The 16635-nt window shown below is 52.8% G+C and carries 13 protein-coding genes and 1 pseudogene; all 14 read right to left on the reverse strand.

What is annotated here, in order from left to right; genetic code table 11:
- Position 1 precedes the first annotated feature (1 nt).
- Positions 2 to 1195: a MutS N-terminal domain-containing protein gene (locus BQ5375_RS04645; protein ID WP_076917501.1), complete on the reverse strand. Its 1194-nt coding sequence runs from the start codon at positions 1193 to 1195 to the stop codon at positions 2 to 4.
- A 12-nt stretch (positions 1196 to 1207) separates the two neighbouring features.
- Complete coding sequence (locus BQ5375_RS04650; RefSeq protein WP_235849979.1) at positions 1208 to 2425, reverse strand: DUF3849 domain-containing protein; 1218 nt, start codon at positions 2423 to 2425, stop codon at positions 1208 to 1210.
- On the reverse strand, positions 2412 to 3449 hold the full coding sequence (locus tag BQ5375_RS04655; protein ID WP_076917502.1) for a tyrosine-type recombinase/integrase: 1038 nt from the start codon (positions 3447 to 3449) through the stop codon (positions 2412 to 2414). The genes BQ5375_RS04650 and BQ5375_RS04655 overlap by 14 nt, the downstream gene beginning before the upstream one ends.
- Complete coding sequence (locus tag BQ5375_RS04660; RefSeq protein WP_076917503.1) at positions 3446 to 4381, reverse strand: tyrosine-type recombinase/integrase; 936 nt, start codon at positions 4379 to 4381, stop codon at positions 3446 to 3448. Before BQ5375_RS04660 ends, BQ5375_RS04655 begins: the two co-directional genes overlap by 4 nt.
- Entirely contained in the window at positions 4374 to 5603 is a 1230-nt protein-coding gene (locus tag BQ5375_RS04665) for a tyrosine-type recombinase/integrase (RefSeq protein ID WP_076917504.1), read from the reverse strand. The genes BQ5375_RS04660 and BQ5375_RS04665 overlap by 8 nt, the downstream gene beginning before the upstream one ends.
- Positions 5604 to 5753: 150 nt before the next feature.
- A pseudogene (locus tag BQ5375_RS04670) lies at positions 5754 to 6548 on the reverse strand (ArdC-like ssDNA-binding domain-containing protein); the annotation flags it as partial.
- A gap of 16 nt (positions 6549 to 6564) precedes the next feature.
- The gene (locus tag BQ5375_RS04675) at positions 6565 to 7323 is read right to left on the reverse strand and encodes an adenine nucleotide alpha hydrolase family protein (protein ID WP_076917505.1); all 759 of its coding nucleotides are present in this window, start codon (positions 7321 to 7323) and stop codon (positions 6565 to 6567) included.
- A complete protein-coding gene (locus BQ5375_RS04680) occupies positions 7320 to 9389 on the reverse strand; it encodes a DNA topoisomerase 3 (RefSeq protein ID WP_076917506.1) in 2070 nt (689 codons plus the stop codon). The genes BQ5375_RS04675 and BQ5375_RS04680 overlap by 4 nt, the downstream gene beginning before the upstream one ends.
- On the reverse strand, positions 9386 to 10165 hold the full coding sequence (locus BQ5375_RS04685; RefSeq protein ID WP_076917507.1) for a DUF4366 domain-containing protein: 780 nt from the start codon (positions 10163 to 10165) through the stop codon (positions 9386 to 9388). The genes BQ5375_RS04680 and BQ5375_RS04685 overlap by 4 nt, the downstream gene beginning before the upstream one ends.
- The gene (locus BQ5375_RS04690; RefSeq protein ID WP_076917508.1) at positions 10158 to 10394 is read right to left on the reverse strand and encodes a DUF4315 family protein; all 237 of its coding nucleotides are present in this window, start codon (positions 10392 to 10394) and stop codon (positions 10158 to 10160) included. Before BQ5375_RS04690 ends, BQ5375_RS04685 begins: the two co-directional genes overlap by 8 nt.
- A gap of 16 nt (positions 10395 to 10410) precedes the next feature.
- Complete coding sequence (locus tag BQ5375_RS04695) at positions 10411 to 12615, reverse strand: C40 family peptidase (RefSeq protein ID WP_076917509.1); 2205 nt, start codon at positions 12613 to 12615, stop codon at positions 10411 to 10413.
- On the reverse strand, positions 12615 to 13568 hold the full coding sequence (locus BQ5375_RS04700; RefSeq protein WP_076917587.1) for a DNA-methyltransferase: 954 nt from the start codon (positions 13566 to 13568) through the stop codon (positions 12615 to 12617). The genes BQ5375_RS04695 and BQ5375_RS04700 overlap by 1 nt, the downstream gene beginning before the upstream one ends.
- Positions 13569 to 13596: 28 nt before the next feature.
- A complete protein-coding gene (locus BQ5375_RS04705) occupies positions 13597 to 14220 on the reverse strand; it encodes a nitrogen fixation protein (RefSeq protein ID WP_076917510.1) in 624 nt (207 codons plus the stop codon).
- 14 nt (positions 14221 to 14234) lie between these two features.
- Positions 14235 to 16634, reverse strand: a complete 2400-nt coding sequence (locus BQ5375_RS04710; RefSeq protein WP_076917588.1) for a VirB4-like conjugal transfer ATPase, CD1110 family — start codon at positions 16632 to 16634, stop codon at positions 14235 to 14237.
- Between the last annotated feature and the right edge of the window lies 1 nt (position 16635).

Below are 16635 nucleotides of genomic sequence, written 5' to 3' on the forward strand. Positions count from 1 at the left end.
ATCAGAGTACCATATCCTTTCCTTTCGATTTCTGCGGCTTCGGTGTGTGGGACGGCTGGGCTTTCTGTGCGGATTTCAGCTTGTCGCGGATGGATTCACGGGCAGCGGGCTTCTTCGGGATGGTGTCGTAGATGGCAGTTCCGGCATCCTCCACATAGGCGCGGACATACTGGATGCTCTCAGAAAAGCGGATGGGGCGGTTCTTGTCCTCGATGTTGGTCAGCCGGACTTCATCAGCGGCAAAATCAACCGCGTCGATTCTGCACTTGATGCCGTCCACATTCAGTGCCGCGCCGACAGGAATGTAATCTGTGGCTTTGAGTTCCTTGAAGGTCTCGCCGTCCTTGCTGAGAAAGACATCCGCGCCGGACTGCCAGAGCTTCTTTGATGCTGCTACCCACGCGGCTTCACGGAAGCCGGTCACCGGCAAGGAGGGCTTGCCGCGTACCTTCTTCTCAAGGAGCTTTGTGCCGAGAAGCGGCGCAGCTTTTTCCGCGTCCTTGCCGTACAGCTCAAAATAGCCGTTCTGGGCAAAGCAAACCAGCGCGTCGGGATGCGCCTTTTTGACTGCCTCATACTTCCGAAGTTCTGCAACGGACAGAGGCGAAAGCACCTCTGTTTTTTCTGCATCCGGCAGTCTGTCACGGCGGCTTTTCTGCTTGGACAGCACTTCCGCCAGAGCATCCGCGTCCTTCGGGAGCGTCTGGTAGGTTTTGACGCCGCCATGCTCACCGACCAGAGCCATTGCCTCATCAAAGCTGCTGCGGCAGGGTGCGTCCAGCACATAGCCGTCTGCGAAGGTCAGCCGGTCATGATCCGGCGCAATCGAGTTCTGCGCCACATTTGCCGCCTGTTCCCGGTAGTTGATCTCAAAGACGTCCCCGAACACCTTGCCGCGCTTGACGGTTTTCGGGACAATGACGCGGGCAATGCACTCGTCGTAGGTCTGTTCCGCATAGAAACGGAAGGTGTTGTGATCTCGCGTTCCCTGAATAAAGACCTGATTTTCACTCAGGCAGTGCGTTCCATGCGGACGGCAGAACCACATCAGCGTCTTGTCTTCGGGATTCCGGCTTTCGGCAGCGCGGCGGATGATGCGCTTGTCGATGTCGAAGTCTTCCTTGTAGCTGTCCACATGACTGTCCACGAGCTTCTGCAGCTCCGCAACGATGTCAACATCTGTGTATTTCTTCATGCTTCTCCTTTCTCACAACTCCATGTCGTGCGTTTTGGATTTGACCGGAGATTTCTTCTCTGGCTGCTGTTTTGCGGCAGTCCTGAGCTGATCGCGGATGGAGGGCTTTTCCTGCGTCTGCTCCTGCTTGATGTATTCCAGCGTCGGCATCAGCTCACGATAGCAGCCCTGCATTTTCCGCGCCGCATGACGGCGATGGATTTTGAACAGCGGCTCACCGTTCTGCGTGACCGTGTTGCCCTCGATCCTGACGCCGTTCCGCGCCAGCAGATTGAAGGAATGATTGGAAGAGCGATAGGACGCCCGCATTCCGTCATTGTTATAGGCAATCTGCCCCTTGAGCGTGTCCATGATGGCGGCTTTGATTTCCTTCTCTTCGGCAGTCAGACGGTGCGCTTTCGGTGCTTGCGCTGCTTCCTCCGGCATGGGGGCAATGGGAGAATTGACCTCTACGGTTTTTACCTCAATCGAGGTAATCTCATCGTTCTCCCATGCAACGACCTCCGGGGCTCTTTCCTCCGTTTTCTCAGAAACAGCTTCCTTCTGGGGTTCGGTCTGCTGACGGAACGCATCCACGAAAAGTGCCGTCAGTCCGGGATTGGGTTTATCCACAAGGAAACGGGAGGCGTTCTCCGGACAGACCTCAACGCTCTTCGCCCACTCCTTGAGGGGCTGCGGAATGCGTCCGTCAAAGTCTTTCTGCTGGATGGTGTTTGCGAGGACATACCGGACGCGCTCCGGAGAGAACAGCTCAAGGACACTTTTCACGGCAGCATCCGCATCCAGCCGGTTATCTCCGTAGTTGGTGCTGATCGCCGCTTCAATCGCACGGCGGCATTCCACGTTTGCAGCGAGAGAAGCACGATATGAATCCAGCTCACCAGCTTCATAGGCATAATTCGCCGTCTCGCGGTAAATGGGGACTTCCGGCTTTTCCTCCGGAACAGCTTCCTTTACGGGAGCTTCGACTTCCATCTCTGCGGACTGTGCTTTCTCTGCCAGCAGCACCTTGAGCTTGGCGTCAATGCCCTCGATCATCTCAGCCGCCGTCTTCCGGATGGTGTCCAGAGAGCTTTTCAGTTCCTTGGTTTCCTTGCCGGATGACCAACCGGCTAATTCCGATGTTTTATTTATTCCGATAGAGGCGCTAAAAGCGCCCCTATTATGCCTTTGATAATCATAAATGTCGGAATAATTATTTTGTGTTTTTGTTGCTTTATTCCAATCCATATAGTTTACGTATTGCCTCCTCGTCATTTTTGTAGATGAATTCCTCATCGGAAAACACCATATTGTTTGCGTCTGTTATCTTTTCAACTGCGTTCCGTTTCATTCCTGTATCCGCATAAGCATAGATCAGGGTGGTTTCCAAATGGGAATGTCCAAGCCATTCTCCAATCAGGGCTAACGGCATCCCTGCCTGATATAAATGCATTGCTCTTGTATGGCGGAACAGATGCGGGTGTAAATGTGGGATTTCCGGGTTTTGTGTTTTATATATTTTTTCGTATTTATTCAGTATCCTTGCTGCGTTGTCCGGGGACATCTGTGTTATGGCTGCCCTGTGTTTTATGTAAAAGAGCGGGGTATTGACGTCACGCCCTGCATGGAACCTCAGTATATATTGCCGGTAATTAGCAGTTACTTCTTTTGATACCGGGGTGATGCGGAACTTACGGCCTTTCCCAATCACCTTTATTTCACCGCTCCCATCTTTATGGGTCACAAAATCCCCGCGGCTCAGGCTGAGGAGTTCGTCATTCCTGCACCCGGTGTCATAAAGCAGGGCCATATAAAAATAGTCACGGAGTCCAAAATCAGTTGTAACGTCAGGTATGGATAAAAGGATTTTTACCTGTTCTGTCGTTAACACTTCACATAACACTTTATCCACTGTTTTGGCTGGCTTTATCTCACTGATTTTTGAATATGTGTCAAAATCGGATGCATTGTTAAAAAGATATCTGCAGAATACCCGCAGCGCAGTCAGGCGCAGGTTGCGTGTGGAAACCGCACACTTTCTTTCAGTTTCAAGCCATTGCAGGAACTTGAGGAGGTTCTCCGCCGTGAAATCGGCCGAAAGGATCTGGGACAGTTCCTTATTGCCGTCTTCTTTTATGAACAGAAGGTAAAGGTTCAGCGCATCTTTGTATGCCTGCACTGTATTGGGGCTTAAAGCCCTGACATTGGGAAGGTATTCCGTCAGGAAAGTTTTCATTGTTTCAAACAGCCTGGCATCTTTGATCTTTTTCATTGCGGCACCTCCTGATATAACGATTGAAAGCGTGACCAGTCAATCCCTCTGCTCTTAAGCAGGTTCTCCGGGACAAAATGGATATAATACAAAGTGGAATCCAGAGTGGCATGTCCGAGGTATGCGCTCAGGAAAGGCATCAGCGCATGGACATCCCTGCCCTCATCCAGCCATCTTATGATCGTCCTTGTGGAAAAGTTATGGCGGAAATCATATGGGCGTGGGTTTGCGCCCCTTTTCTCCAGGCCGCTTAAGCCCCATGCAAGGTTAAACTGACGGTCAACCCAGCAGGTATTAAGTTTTTCACCCGGAAGCCGTTCCAGAAAATATATTTCCGTATGGACAGCCCCGGCATACTTCCGGCACAGGCTTAAAAGATCGTCTGAAATAACAATTCGCCGGTCTCTCTGCCTTTTTGACTGGCGGATGAATATTTCGCCTGTATCCAGATCAAAATCCTCTTTCTTTATAGAAGCCGGTTCCTGTGGACGCATTCCGCAGCAGTACATCATCCTGAATAAGACAGGGACAATGTATTCCCGCATGGGAGAATGGGAATCCGGCGGAAAACCGTCAATCGCCTTGAACAGCTGTTTCAGCTCGTCATCTGTGTATATATAGGGATAAGGTTTTACCCTGCTGACAGAATAATCATCCCCAGGGATAAAAACATCTTTCCCGGAAACAGAACGGAGATAACGGAGGAACATGCGTATCCGGGTAATGGCGTCCGCATGGCCTGCACGTGAATGGAACGCCCGCTGGTTCAGCCATGAATCGAACATCTCTTTTGTAACGATGTCTGATTCCGGGTATTTTTCCAGCAGATATCCTATAAATTCCCGCACCGGGTAATGTGGGTGCTGCGCATATCCAAGCGATACCCGCAGCTGCCGGTAATCATTAAAATACTGCTCCAGATTTTTAACCATAGTAAACACCTCCCATGACAGGGATATCTTCAAATCCCATAGCGCACATGGATACCGCTGTATCCTGGAAAGACAGGTATGGTTTCCCGGATTCCATGTCCGTATGCCCCATCAACTGGGAAATCATAGGCAATGGCACTTCCTCGCTGGCCAGCCATGTGCCAAAAGTCCTGCGCAGGCTGTGGAACGCCCTCCCGTTTTTCTTTTCGACTCCCGCAATGGCGCTTTGCCGGTCAATGATCGTGTTCAGCCCAGGGACTGTCCCTAAAAATCGTGTAAAGGGCGCACGGCTTCTTAGGAACACATATTCCGAGCTGCTTTCTGGACGTCCATGGAGTATATAATCAGCCAGCGCATTGCAGCATTGTCCGCTTACCGGGAGCAGGATGCCATGCCGCGTCTTTGACTGGATAATGGAAATTTCCTGTTTGCGCCAGTCAATGTCGGCAAGCCTCAGGCCTTCGATGTCCCTTGCCCGAATCCCAGTGCTGATCCCCAGCAGGAGCATCGCATAGTTACGCTTACCGACAGGGGTTTCACGGTCAACGGATTCCAGTATCTGTTTTATCTCTCCTTCAGAATAACAGGGCAGGAACCTGTGGCCGGGGCTTTTCGGTGTGAGGAATTTTAAATCTATTTCATATGGGAAAATCCCTTCTTCCACCAGATGCCGCATGACCATTTTCAGGGAACAGCATACCCAGTTCATGGAAGACGGTGTTTCCTTATGGGATTTTTCAATAAATGCCGCGATAGTTTCAGGGGTAATCTGTTTTTCATCCAGACCCTGCCCCTCAATAAAACAGAAAAATTTACGCAGGTAGGTTGACCGTGTATTTTTAGTACGTTCGCCCAGCTGCGCATCCTTAAGTATCTTATCAATCGTTTTTAATGCCTGTTCGCTTGGGATATAGGTGCCTTTACGACGGCATCTGTCATAGTTGAGATTTATATCTCCTGTGTGGTAATAGCTTTTTAGCTGTTCTGCGCACCTCATTTTTGTATTGATCCAACCCTTATCATGACCTTCAGCCAAGAGTTTCTTGAGGGAATCAACATATTCCCCCAAAGATTCATCGCTGTAAACGCCGTTAGCGTTTTTGTTGAACCATTTACGGATGTTCCGAAATGCCTGTTGGAAATTGAGTGTGCGTGCTGCAGAATAATTGAATTTTTCCAGTTCCTTGAGAACTTGTGCGGAAAGGAAATTTATGTCATTCATTTTTAATACCTCCTTCAAAAGGAGTATATCGGAGCAAGAAAAATATTCCGATACTTTTCTTCCAGAAATGCCAGATAACCAACTGAAAACTGAAAATATCGGAATAAATAAAACATCGGAATTAGCCGGTTAATACCGATATCGGTATTACCCGGCGATGTACCCGAAGGAGTAGTCCGAGGTTTCAATGCCGTACCGCTGACAGACAGTGTAGGCTACGCTTTCTGCCTCAACCTCCTTGGTATGCCGATCCTTCTTGTCTTCGGGAGCGGCTTTCTCATCCGGCTTGACGGCGTGGAGCTTGGCATGAGCAATCTCGTGAATGGCGGTTTTGACCGTCTGGATTTCACTCATGCCCTCCTGAATGGCGATGCGGCTTTCAACCGGAGAGAAGAATCCCTTTGCACCGCCCGGAATATCCTCAAAGGAAACGGGGACGGGAGATTCCTGCTTAAGCGCATCGAAGAACGCCTCGTAGTTCTCGACGGTGCCTTTCAGCTCATCGACGATAATGTCCGGAAGCTCCTTGCCGTCCGTCTGGGAAACATCAAAGACACTTACCACCTTGAAGGCAGGACGCAGGACCTCAACCGTTTCCGTGACAGCCTTCCCATCTGCGCCGATCACCGGCTTCTGCGTCAAAGGGTCAATCTTCTCACGCTCTTCCTGCGCCTTGTACGGCGCGGGTGCAAGAATCTTGATGCCCTTTTCGCCCTTCATGACCTGACGGTCAAAGTTGCGCTGCCACGAGGTATAACCGGCAACATAGGTTGCCTCCGGCTTCTGCATCGCAATGAGCAGCGTGTTGTTGAAGGAATAGTTGTAGAACTTGGACATCGTGCGGAGATATTCCTTGAACCGCTCGGATTCAAAAAGCTCCTTGATGCCCTGTTCCAGCTTGTCCGTGATTTCGCGGACTTGCTGTGCATTTTTGTTTTCAGCCATCTCAAACCTCCATTTCTTATTTGCTTTTGTGCGAAGAAAACCCCGTCTGGGATTTGCTCAGTAAACGAGCCTTTACCTCAGACGGGGTTTCTCTGCGCGTCATCCGACGATGGAAGATGTTATCCTCGTTCTCCCATTCAATCAGCCGATCAAACATATCCGGGTGCTTTGTGACCATGTGCAGCAGCTCCGAGTCGCTTGCGTTGGGACAGAACCAGCAGCCGTTTCTCCGGCAGTGACCGTAAATCGGAGAAAGCAGCCCGTGTTCCTGACAGAGCTTGTAGGCGTCCGCCTCGGTCATACCGTATTTGGCAAGCAGACTGACCTTCGTTATTCCATCCAGACGAGCAAGGCGTTTTGGCTCATCCTCCGCGATGCCGACATAGCTCACAGTGTCCGGCGAGAGTGCGGCATTGTACTTGCGGACTGGCGGGATTTTGCAGTCACGATTGACTGCACACATACCAGCCCATGCAAAGCCGCGAACCTCGCCCTTGTGCGGTCCGCGGGTGATGACGTGATGGAACACATCATCGTAGGTCTTGTCTGCATGGAGAATGGCGAACTTGATGCCCAGCTCCTTTTCACAGAAGGGCTTGAGCCGGTCATAGATGAAGTCCCGATGTTCTGGGACTTCGCCGCTTGTATCCTTGTCGAACATGACCTCGCTGAAAACCGCCTCGTCCAGCGGCTCATTGTGCTGTGCCGCCAGCAGGAGCGTCGCTACGCTGTCTTTGCCTCCGCTGCAAGAGGCAATATACTTCGGGCGGCTCATCGGTCGAACTCCACCTTGAAGCTGACGTATTTGCCGCCGCTGTCATCCAGACGGATCACTGCGTCGTAGAGCTGAGGCTTCTTCGGCGTGTAAAGCCCAGTCACTCGGCACCAGCCCTTGTCCAGCAGCTCCTTTGCAATCTTCTTGGTCAGCTTCTTTTTCTTGCTGGAAAAGAACTTGTTGTCTTCCCACAGGCAGAAGGAGCATTCCTTGTTCGAGCAGTAGAAATTGCCCTTGCCGACGTAGACAGGAGAGCCGCAGCGGGGACATTTTCCGATTTCCTCTTTGCCCGTGCCGAAACGCTGGGCTTCGGCGTCGGAGAGAAACGGGTAGGCTTTTACAAGATCCCCGGTCATCCGAACAATACCGCTGAGGAAGGCGTCCGCATCCGCATTGCCGCGCTCAATCTCCATGAGCGTGTTTTCCCATTCCGCCGTCATTGCGGGAGATGTGATCTGTTCCGGCAGAACACAGACAAGGTTGCAGCCGTCCTTCGTGGGAATGAGGGATTTGCCTTTACGCTCTGCAAAGCCGGATTTCACCAGCTTTTCAATGATACCGGCACGGGTCGCGGGAGTGCCGAGACCTTTCTTCTCGGTGTCATCGTCGAACTGATCGTTTCCGGCAGTCTCCATTGCAGACAGGAGCGTGTCTTCCGTGTACTGCTTCGGAGGCGTTGTAAAGTGTTCGGTGACACCGGCAGACACACCTTCCAGCATATCGCCCTCATGGACTTCGGGCAGGGACTTCATGGGATCGTCCTTTTTCTTCGTCTTGAGGGAAGCCTTGAACAGTTCTTCAATGGCTTTCCATCCGTTTTGAACGACGGTCTTGCCCTTGGCTTTGAACGCATAACCCTCGCATGAGAGCGTGATCTGCGTTTCTGCGTAGGTGTGCTTCTCGCCGGTCGAACACAGAAGGCGCATCCCGACAAGATTGAGGATTTTCTGCTCCGATTGCGGAAGCGCGGAAACCTCCTGCTTTTCAAGCTGGACGGTCGGGAGAATGGCATGGTGATCCGTGACCTTGCTGTTGTCGGTTACGCGGGCAATGTCCGGCGTAATCGAAACGCCAGAGAAGAGCGGAAGTTGGCGGCAGACGATAGAAATGACCTGACGGGCGGTGTCCTCCATATCATCCGTGATGAACTGGCTGTCCGTGCGCGGATAGGTCAGGAGCTTCTTTTCGTAGAGCGTCTGAACGAGATCAAGCGTCTGCTGGGCAGTGAAGCCGTAATATCGGTTTGCCTCGCGCTGCAAGGTGGTCAGATCATAGAGCTTCGGAGGATTGACGGTTTTCGTTTCCCGCTTGAGAGAAGAAACGACGGCTTGCTTTTTCTCGCAAGCCGCCGCAATTCTTTTTGCTTCCTCTTCGGTTTTGACCTTTTCCAGATCGGCGGTCAGATCGCCCTTGCCGACGTGGACGTTGAAATACTTTTCCTTCTGGAACGTGGAGATTTTCCCGTCACGCTCCACCAGCATTGCAAGGGTCGGCGTCTGGACGCGCCCGACCACCAGCTTCTTGTGATAGAGCGTGGTGAACAGGCGGGTGCCGTTGATACCGACAATCCAGTCCGCCTTCGAGCGGCTGAGTGCCGCTTCATAGAGACGGTCATATTCCTTGCCGTCCCGGAGATGGTTGAAGCCTTCGCGGATGGCGGAGTCCTCCAATGAGCTGATCCACAGACGCTTGAAGGGCTTGGTGCATCCGGCTTTGTTGTAGACCAGCCGGAAGATCAGCTCACCCTCGCGTCCTGCATCGGTTGCGCAGACCAGCTCGGTGACGCGCTTGTCCTTCATAAGAGAGGACAGCACCTTGAACTGCTGGGCTTTGTCCTTTGTGACCTCGAACATCCAGCTTTCCGGGACAATGGGCAGATCGTCATACCGCCACTTGGCATACCGCTCATCGTAGGAGCTGGCGTCTGCCAGCTCCACCAGATGACCGAAGCACCACGAAACGATGTAATTGCCGCCCTCCATGTAGCCGTCCTTGCGGGATGTCGCGCCCAGCACCTTTGCGATGAACTGGGCAACGCTGGGCTTTTCAGCAATGACTAAGATCAATCTTCATCACCATCCGTTTCAGCATCCTCCGCAATCTGCGGCGCATCATCCTCGTTAATGTACGGCTCTTCCTCGTAGCCTTCATCGTCGAAGAAGTCCAGATCCTCGTCCTTGGGCTTTCTGCCCTTGACGAACTTGATGTAGTAATACGCCGCGCCCGCAGCTCCAACAAGGACGAAGACGATAAGAACCATACCGACATTGGATTTCTTTTCGGGTTTAGGGGCGGGGGTATCGGTTTCCGCATCCTTATCCGGCTCAGGTGTAACGGGGGCTGTGCCGGTGCATTCGCTCATGTTGGTCTTGCAGACCGGGCAGTCGGTGTTGACCTGACCGGCAGCGCATTTCTCCTTGCAGTTACAGGTGGTCAGAGCCGCCGCAGTATCATCATCCAGCAGCGCAAGCAAATCGCTTTCATCGACCATGTTGAGGAAGTATGTCTGATACTGTTCCTCATCCTCATTGATCGGCGCATCGTAGTCGATGACAATGAAGAAGGTGTTGCCGCTCTTCGTCTGGACAGTGATGAACTGTTTGTTGGTTGCCTTGTCATAGAGCAAGTCGCGGGTGTAGGCGTTGCCCTCATCATCAATCGGCTCACCCTTCGGCTTTTCCGGCGTGGGAGTGACTGCGGGCTGCTGTTCGGGCTGAGTTGCCTCCGTAACGGGAAGGTTCTGCTCGGTATCATCGGCGTAGGCAAACGCAGTCACCGAGAAGCAGGACAGCACCATGACGCAGACCGCAAGGACGGTCAGAAAACGAAACTTCTTACGCATTGTCGATTACCTCCGTATTTTCAGCGGGCTTGGTGCCGCCCTTCATGGAAGACAGGAACGCCATGATCTGACCCTTGTCCATCACCATAGAGCGCACGGTATTGATGATTTCAAGGTTTTCCAGTTCTGTCTTCTTGTCGTACAGCTCCTTGAGCTGACCTTCGATTTCGGACTTCTTCTTTTCAGCCTTCTCAATGTCGGAGAGGACTTTCTGATACTTGGGATTCATGCAAAACTCCTTTCTGTTAATAGGCGGGTCTTCCGAAGGCGTAGAAATGCTGCTGCCAGTAGGAAGAGTTGATGGATGTGTACTGAATGGGGTCGCCGCAGTGGATCATGACTCCATCACCGACATAAATGCCGACGTGGGACACGCCGGGGGTGTCATACGTCCCGACAAAGAAGATGAGATCACCGGGCTGTGCATTCGCCTTTGAAACCGGCGTACAGACGTTGTAAAGCCCCTGTGCGCCCAGCCGTCCGGTGTTCACAAGTCCGCTGTTCGTGAGAACGTAGCTGACGAAGCCGGAGCAGTCGAAGGACGTGTCGGGATTGGAGCCGCCCCACACATACGGATAGCCGAGATACTTTTCCGCCTCGGTGATCAGTGTCGCAAACTTCTCGTCGTTCAGGTATTCCGGGTTGACATCGTAGTCGGCGGGAGGATTTGTAATGTACTTGTCCACATAGGGAGAATCACCGAACAGATCCTCGCGGTTGCCCAGCACCGACATATACGTCGCGTACATGGTGAGCTGTTCCTGAGACATGATGTAGACCGGGACGTGGGAGAGATTGAAGTTTTCGAGCTTCACATTGCAGATGTAGTAGTCATACGGGACGCGGTAGGTTTCCGTGTGCGTATTGCCGTCTGCATCCGTCCATGTGTCGGTCTCCGTGCGGTATCTGGTTTCGACGATGACCTCTTCTGTGAGGATATACTGCTTTTCAAACAGCATTTGGAGCGTACCCTGCACCTCATCCAGCGTGAACTCACCCTCATGGAGAGCCGAGAGAATGGAGATCAGCACATAGGGGTCATGCTCAATATCATCCAGATCGAAGTGATATTCGTCATAGTCATGAGTGCCTTCATAGTTATCCAGATAGCTTTGCAGCTCTTGCTCCATCCGGCAATACTGCGCCTCCGCGCCAAGCATCGCGTCATCCTCACTAAGATAAGAGGAAGCGATTACCGTCGAGCCGGTAGAAGTAAGCATCGAACACGAGCTGATTCCGGCACCGAGCAAAACGAGAAGGGCAATTCCGACGCCGATCCAGATGAAGACCTTCTTGTTTTTCTCAAAAAACTCCTTGATCTTGTCGGACGCCTTCTCACCGAGCTTCTTGCCGGTATTCTTTGTGGCAGTCCCGGCAGTCTGAGAACCGGCATTTCGAGCGGCGGCATATTCCTTCTTGATGTTCTGCTTCTGGTAGTGCTTGTTCATGTTCTGCTTCTTCATCTCAGGATGCTCCTGCTGATTTCTCTCATATTGGAGCTTTGCATCCGCAGCATCCGCCTTATGTTCCAGCTTGGAGACCTTCTCGTAGGGCTTGTTGACGCTGCTTTCCCGATGATGACTGAAATGCCGAGCGGCAGTCTCAGCGGCGATCTCCGTTTTATGCGCCGCCTCAACCGCCGTGTTTTCCTGTTCGACCTCATGGATTTTGCCGTGAATGCCGGAAGCGAGGGTGTCACCGACCTTGCGGACGGTTTTATCTGCCTCAAATTGCAGCTTGCCTTTGCCCTTTGGCTTTTTCAGCTCATCCTCAAAATGAAGGCGGGTTTTGCCCTTGCCGGTCTCTTCATCAAAAACGCGCTCTTTCTTGAGAACCTTGTGCGTGGGCAGCTTTTCACGGGCAGCATCCAGACGCTCATGTGCCTTCTCAGACTTCCTTTCGAGCTTCTGCATCCGCTTCGTGGGCGGGACTGCATCGTCCGAGAGCGGCTTTGCAGAGGCAGTCTCCGCCGCTTGAGTGAGAACGGCATCTGCATCAACGGCTTCAACCGCAGAGGTCTTGCGCAGCTTGTGGGTGACAACCGTTTCGGCAATCACCGTGCCGGTATGAGAAGAAACACCGTGCTGCTCCAAAACAGGAGGCTTGAACGGCGTTTCCGAAGGCAGCGGTTCGGGTACATTCTGGGGTGGATTTTCTGCCCTTCTCTCTTCTGTGACGGGCGTTTCCGAGAGCGGCTGTGTGTCATTATCCTCGGCGTGTTCCGCCTGAAACTGACGCTGCTGATGGCGCATCTGCACCTTTTTCTGTTCCTCCGCAGAAAGAGCTTCGGAAGGCTCGACTGTCTCACCGGGCTTCACCAGCTCCGCATCTTCCAGCCTCTTTGACACACGCTGTTCGGTGCCAGCCGTCAGGTTTTCCTCGACCGCGCCCTCCCGCGTCATCCGCACGACTACCTTGTCGCGGGCTTTGAGTTCCGGTTCCTTGGACATCAGATTTCACCTCCAATCCGCTTGTAGGCAAGCTCGGTGTATTCAGGGTTCAGCTCGATGCCGACGAAATGACACCCCATCTGCGCGGCAACCATGCCGGTTGTGCCGCTCCCCATAAAGGGGTCAAGCACAATGCCGCCTTCGGGACAACCGGCGAGAAGACAGGTTTCAACCAGCTTCGGAGGGTAGGCGGCATAATGACCGCCCTTGAAGGGGACGGTGTTGATCTTCCAGACATCGCGCTTATTGCGGAGCGGATTGATGTCTGCGTCCTTGATCTCGCCATGCTCACGGGGGCGGTTGATGGACTGCGGCTGAGGCTGACCGGGAACGGGTTTGCCGTATTTGTTGCCGCCCTTCATGCCGCGCTTGAGGCGTTCTGCCGTTGCAGGGGCAATCGGCTCTGAAATCGCTTTGTAGTCAAAGAAATACTTCTTGGACTTTGAGAACAGGAAAATATGCTCATAGCAGCGGGCGCATCGGTCTTTGACGCTCTCCGGCATGGGGTTATCCTTCATCCAGATGATGTCGTTGCGCAGATACCAGCCGGTATCGCGGAGGGCAAAAGCAAGCATCCACGGAATACCGATCATGTCCTTCGGCTTGCAGCCCTCAACCTTGTTGTTGAGAGCCACAGCCTGACCGTTTCTGCCGTATGGGTTCTTCGGGTCAATGAAATCTCCCTGATTGCCTTTTCCGGCGTAGGTGTCCGAGATGTTCAGCCAGAGCGTTCCATCCGGACGCAAAACGCGCCTGACTTCGGTAAACACTTCCGTCAGGCGCGAGATATATTCCTTCGGCGTTGTCTCTCTGCCGATCTGAGCCTCCATGCCGTAATCGCGGAGCGCGTAATACGGAGGGGACGTCACACAGCAATGAACGCTGTCATCGGGCAGCGTTTTCAGGATTTCAAGGCAATCGCCGGTATGAATGATGTCAAGCTCTATGGGTATCAGCTCCTTCCTTTGAGAGCCGGACGGCTCAGTCAGAGAAGAACTCGTCCGGCTCGTAGTCCTCATCGAGATCGTCAATCTCGTCCGCCCAACGGTCGAAGATTTCCTCGGCTTCCTTCGCCGCCTCACGATAGAGGCTCAGGCGGTTCTTCTCAAAGGCGGCAAAGGCGGGGACGAACTTGCCGAACTCGCGGATTGCCTTCACATCCTGCGTGCGCATATCTGCGACGCACTGAATGATTTCGGACATCGTGAGCAGATCGTCGATCATGGTTTCGTAGTCTTCCTTGGCGATGGTGACGGTATCGGCATCGTCCTCAGCCGCTTCCTGCTTGCGGACTCGGAACGTCTCGTGGACATCCTTCATCAGCTTGATCACACAGTCAGTGGTCTCATCGAAAATCTCCTGCATACGCTCTGCCATCTGGTCGGCGCAGTCCTCCAGTTCCTCATGAACGTGGAGGTAGGCGCGATGGTGCTTTTTCAGTTCGGTTTCCTCGTGGATGAGGGCAATGAGATCGGCGCTCATGTCGATGACCTCAAGCAGAAGGTCAATCGGCTTGGTGATGCTACCAAACGTGGTATTTACGGGAACACCGCTGGCTTCTGCGATGATGCTCTTGGCGTTCTCAAGGTTAAAGTTCTTATCCATATTCAAAATCCTCCTTAGTTCTGTACGGTTTCTTCGGGCTTGGTGGTCATGATGCGATAGAGCTGCGTATTCTTGGGAAAATCGTCCTTGAAAGGCACGATGGTGGAGCCGTAGAAGATCAGCCCTTCACCGGCATTGGAATTGGTGATGTAGTTCTGCTGGCTGGGCGAGATGTTCAGTGCCTTCGAGAGAATCTGCCGGTCGCCGGATGCCTGATTCAGAAGGTAGACAAAATCCGAGTTTTCAAAGATGTTCTCCACCTCACGGGACGCAAGCAGATCCTTGACGTTCTGAGTGATGCCGGTCGGGATGCCGCCCCATTTTCTGAAACGCTTCCAGATTTCCACGCTGTACGCGGCGGTCTGTTCCTCTTTCAGCAAAAGGTGGAACTCGTCCATGTAGTAGCGCGTTGCCTTGTGCTGGGCGCGGTTGATGGTGACTCTGTTCCACACCTGATCCTGCACGATCAGCATACCGAGCTTTTTGAGCTGCTTGCCGAGTTCGCGGATGTCATAGCAGACGAAGCGATTGTTGACATCCACATTCGTTCTGTGATTGAAGACGTTCAGAGAGCCGTGAACATAGATTTCAAGGGCAGTTGCGATGCGCTGTGCCTCCGGTTCCTTCTGATTTCTCAGAATGTTGTAGAGGTCTTCGAGGATCGGCATTTTCTCCGGTTTGGGATCTGCAAGGAACTCCTGATAGACCATGCGGACGCTGCGGTCAATGATGGTCTTCTCAACCGGCTGCAAGCCGTCCTTGCCGCCGACAATCAGCTCACACATGGAGAGGATGAAGTCAGATTTCAGCGTCAGCGGGTTTTCCTCTTCGGAGTAGTTCGTGTTGATGTCCAGCGGATTGATGTAATCCGTGCTGACCGGCGAGATGCGGATGACCTGACCGCCGAGCTTCTGCACAAGGGGAAAATACTCGGCTTCGGGGTCGCAGACGATGATGTCATCCTCCGTGATGAGGAAGGCGTTCGTCATTTCTCGCTTGGCGGAGAAGGACTTGCCAGAACCGGGCGTACCCAAGATCAGCCCGTTGGGGTTCTTGAGCTGCTTGCGGTCCACCATGATCATGTTGTTGGACAGCGCATTCAGCCCGTAGTAGAGAGCTTCGCCGCCCTGAAAAAGCTCCTGCGTGGTGAACGGCACGAAAACCGCTGTGCTGGAAGTGGTCAGCCCGCGCTCGATTTCCACCTGATTGACGCCGATAGGCAGAGAGGACATCAGCCCTTCCTCCTGCTGGAAGTCAAGACGCTTGAGCGCACAGTTGTACTTCTGAGCAATGGCGGCGGTCTGGAATACCGCGTTTTCGAGCTTCTGGCGATTGGTTGCCGTATTCATGATGAGGATAGTCACAAGAAACAGTCTCTCATTGCGGGTCTGGAGATCCTGCAACAGACGCTTTGCCTCACCGCCGAAGGTAGCGAGATCGGACGGAATGATGTCCATATCGTAGCCGGAGCGGACTGCCTTTTTCTGCTCTTCAATCTTCATCTTGTCGAGGTCGGTGATCTTCGACTTGATGCTCTTGATCGCCTTCGCCTGGTCAATCGTCCGGATATGAAAATTGACCGTGATGTTGCTGTCCATCTCAAGGAAGTCGGCAAGCATACGGTCATTGAGTTCCGGCGCGAGGATTTGCAGGAAGCTCACCGCGCCGATGGTTCTGCCCATCTTGAAGCACTTGCCTTCACGGAAGTCAAAGGAAGTGGGAGCGATGAAGTCCTTGCTGGAAAGTCCTGTCCGAGCAACCATATCGAAGGAAAAGCGGAACGGCTCATTGCTGTCAATATTGAACACATCATGAAGCACTTTCAGCCGTTCGTAGCCGGACAGCGGCTCGGTTCTCACGCCGAGAGTTTTGAAGTTGTTGAGGATGTCGGTTTCAATGCGTTCGAGCTTCGGCTTTGCCGTGCGGAGGGAGTCCGCCTCAATGCCGAAGGTGATGTACTTCCTCTTGACCAATCCGTTGTTGCCCTTGGTGAGCTGGCTTTGCAGCATACCGGAATACTCGGAGCGGATGTCGTTGAAGGCGTCCTCCTGTGCCGGAATGTTAATGCGCTTGCGGAACTCATTGAGGCTTGCCTTCTGATTGATGAAGGAGAGCTGGACGAAAATCGAGCTGTCGAAGTAGTTCAGAAAGTCGCACCAGTTCTCAAAGATGGCAGTTTTGTCCTCGTTCTGCGCAAGCTGGTAGTTGATGTCCTCAAAGGCGATGGACTTCGTGTAGAGGCGGCTGTTCACCTTGCAGATACCGTCGCGGCACATTTCCACATAGGGAATGGTCTGCTGGGCGGACTTGCGGACTTTCTTTGCCTTCCTGTCCTTTTTCTTCTGCATGACGATCCGCTTCTTTTCCTGAGCGGAAAGGGCATCGCCGTAAACGACGCCGTTTTTGACGGTCATC

It is taken from the genome of Negativibacillus massiliensis (assembly GCF_900148495.1).
Taxonomy (GTDB): Bacteria; Bacillota; Clostridia; order Oscillospirales; family Ruminococcaceae; genus Negativibacillus; species Negativibacillus massiliensis.

Excerpts from the sequence above, each read along its gene's own strand:
- BQ5375_RS04695 (WP_076917509.1), bottom strand. The coding sequence starts at position 12,615 with ATGTCCAAGGAACCGGAACTCAAAGCCCGCGACAAGGTAGTCGTGCGG.
- BQ5375_RS04690 (WP_076917508.1), bottom strand. The coding sequence starts at position 10,394 with ATGAATCCCAAGTATCAGAAAGTCCTCTCCGACATTGAGAAGGCTGAA.
- BQ5375_RS04710 (WP_076917588.1), bottom strand. The coding sequence starts at position 16,634 with ATGACCGTCAAAAACGGCGTCGTTTACGGCGATGCCCTTTCCGCTCAG.
- BQ5375_RS04645 (WP_076917501.1), bottom strand. The coding sequence starts at position 1,195 with ATGAAGAAATACACAGATGTTGACATCGTTGCGGAGCTGCAGAAGCTC.
- BQ5375_RS04650 (WP_235849979.1), bottom strand. The coding sequence starts at position 2,425 with ATGGATTGGAATAAAGCAACAAAAACACAAAATAATTATTCCGACATT.
- BQ5375_RS04655 (WP_076917502.1), bottom strand. The coding sequence starts at position 3,449 with ATGAAAAAGATCAAAGATGCCAGGCTGTTTGAAACAATGAAAACTTTC.
- BQ5375_RS04675 (WP_076917505.1), bottom strand. The coding sequence starts at position 7,323 with ATGAGCCGCCCGAAGTATATTGCCTCTTGCAGCGGAGGCAAAGACAGC.
- BQ5375_RS04705 (WP_076917510.1), bottom strand. The coding sequence starts at position 14,220 with ATGGATAAGAACTTTAACCTTGAGAACGCCAAGAGCATCATCGCAGAA.
- BQ5375_RS04660 (WP_076917503.1), bottom strand. The coding sequence starts at position 4,381 with ATGGTTAAAAATCTGGAGCAGTATTTTAATGATTACCGGCAGCTGCGG.
- BQ5375_RS04665 (WP_076917504.1), bottom strand. The coding sequence starts at position 5,603 with ATGAATGACATAAATTTCCTTTCCGCACAAGTTCTCAAGGAACTGGAA.
- BQ5375_RS04685 (WP_076917507.1), bottom strand. The coding sequence starts at position 10,165 with ATGCGTAAGAAGTTTCGTTTTCTGACCGTCCTTGCGGTCTGCGTCATG.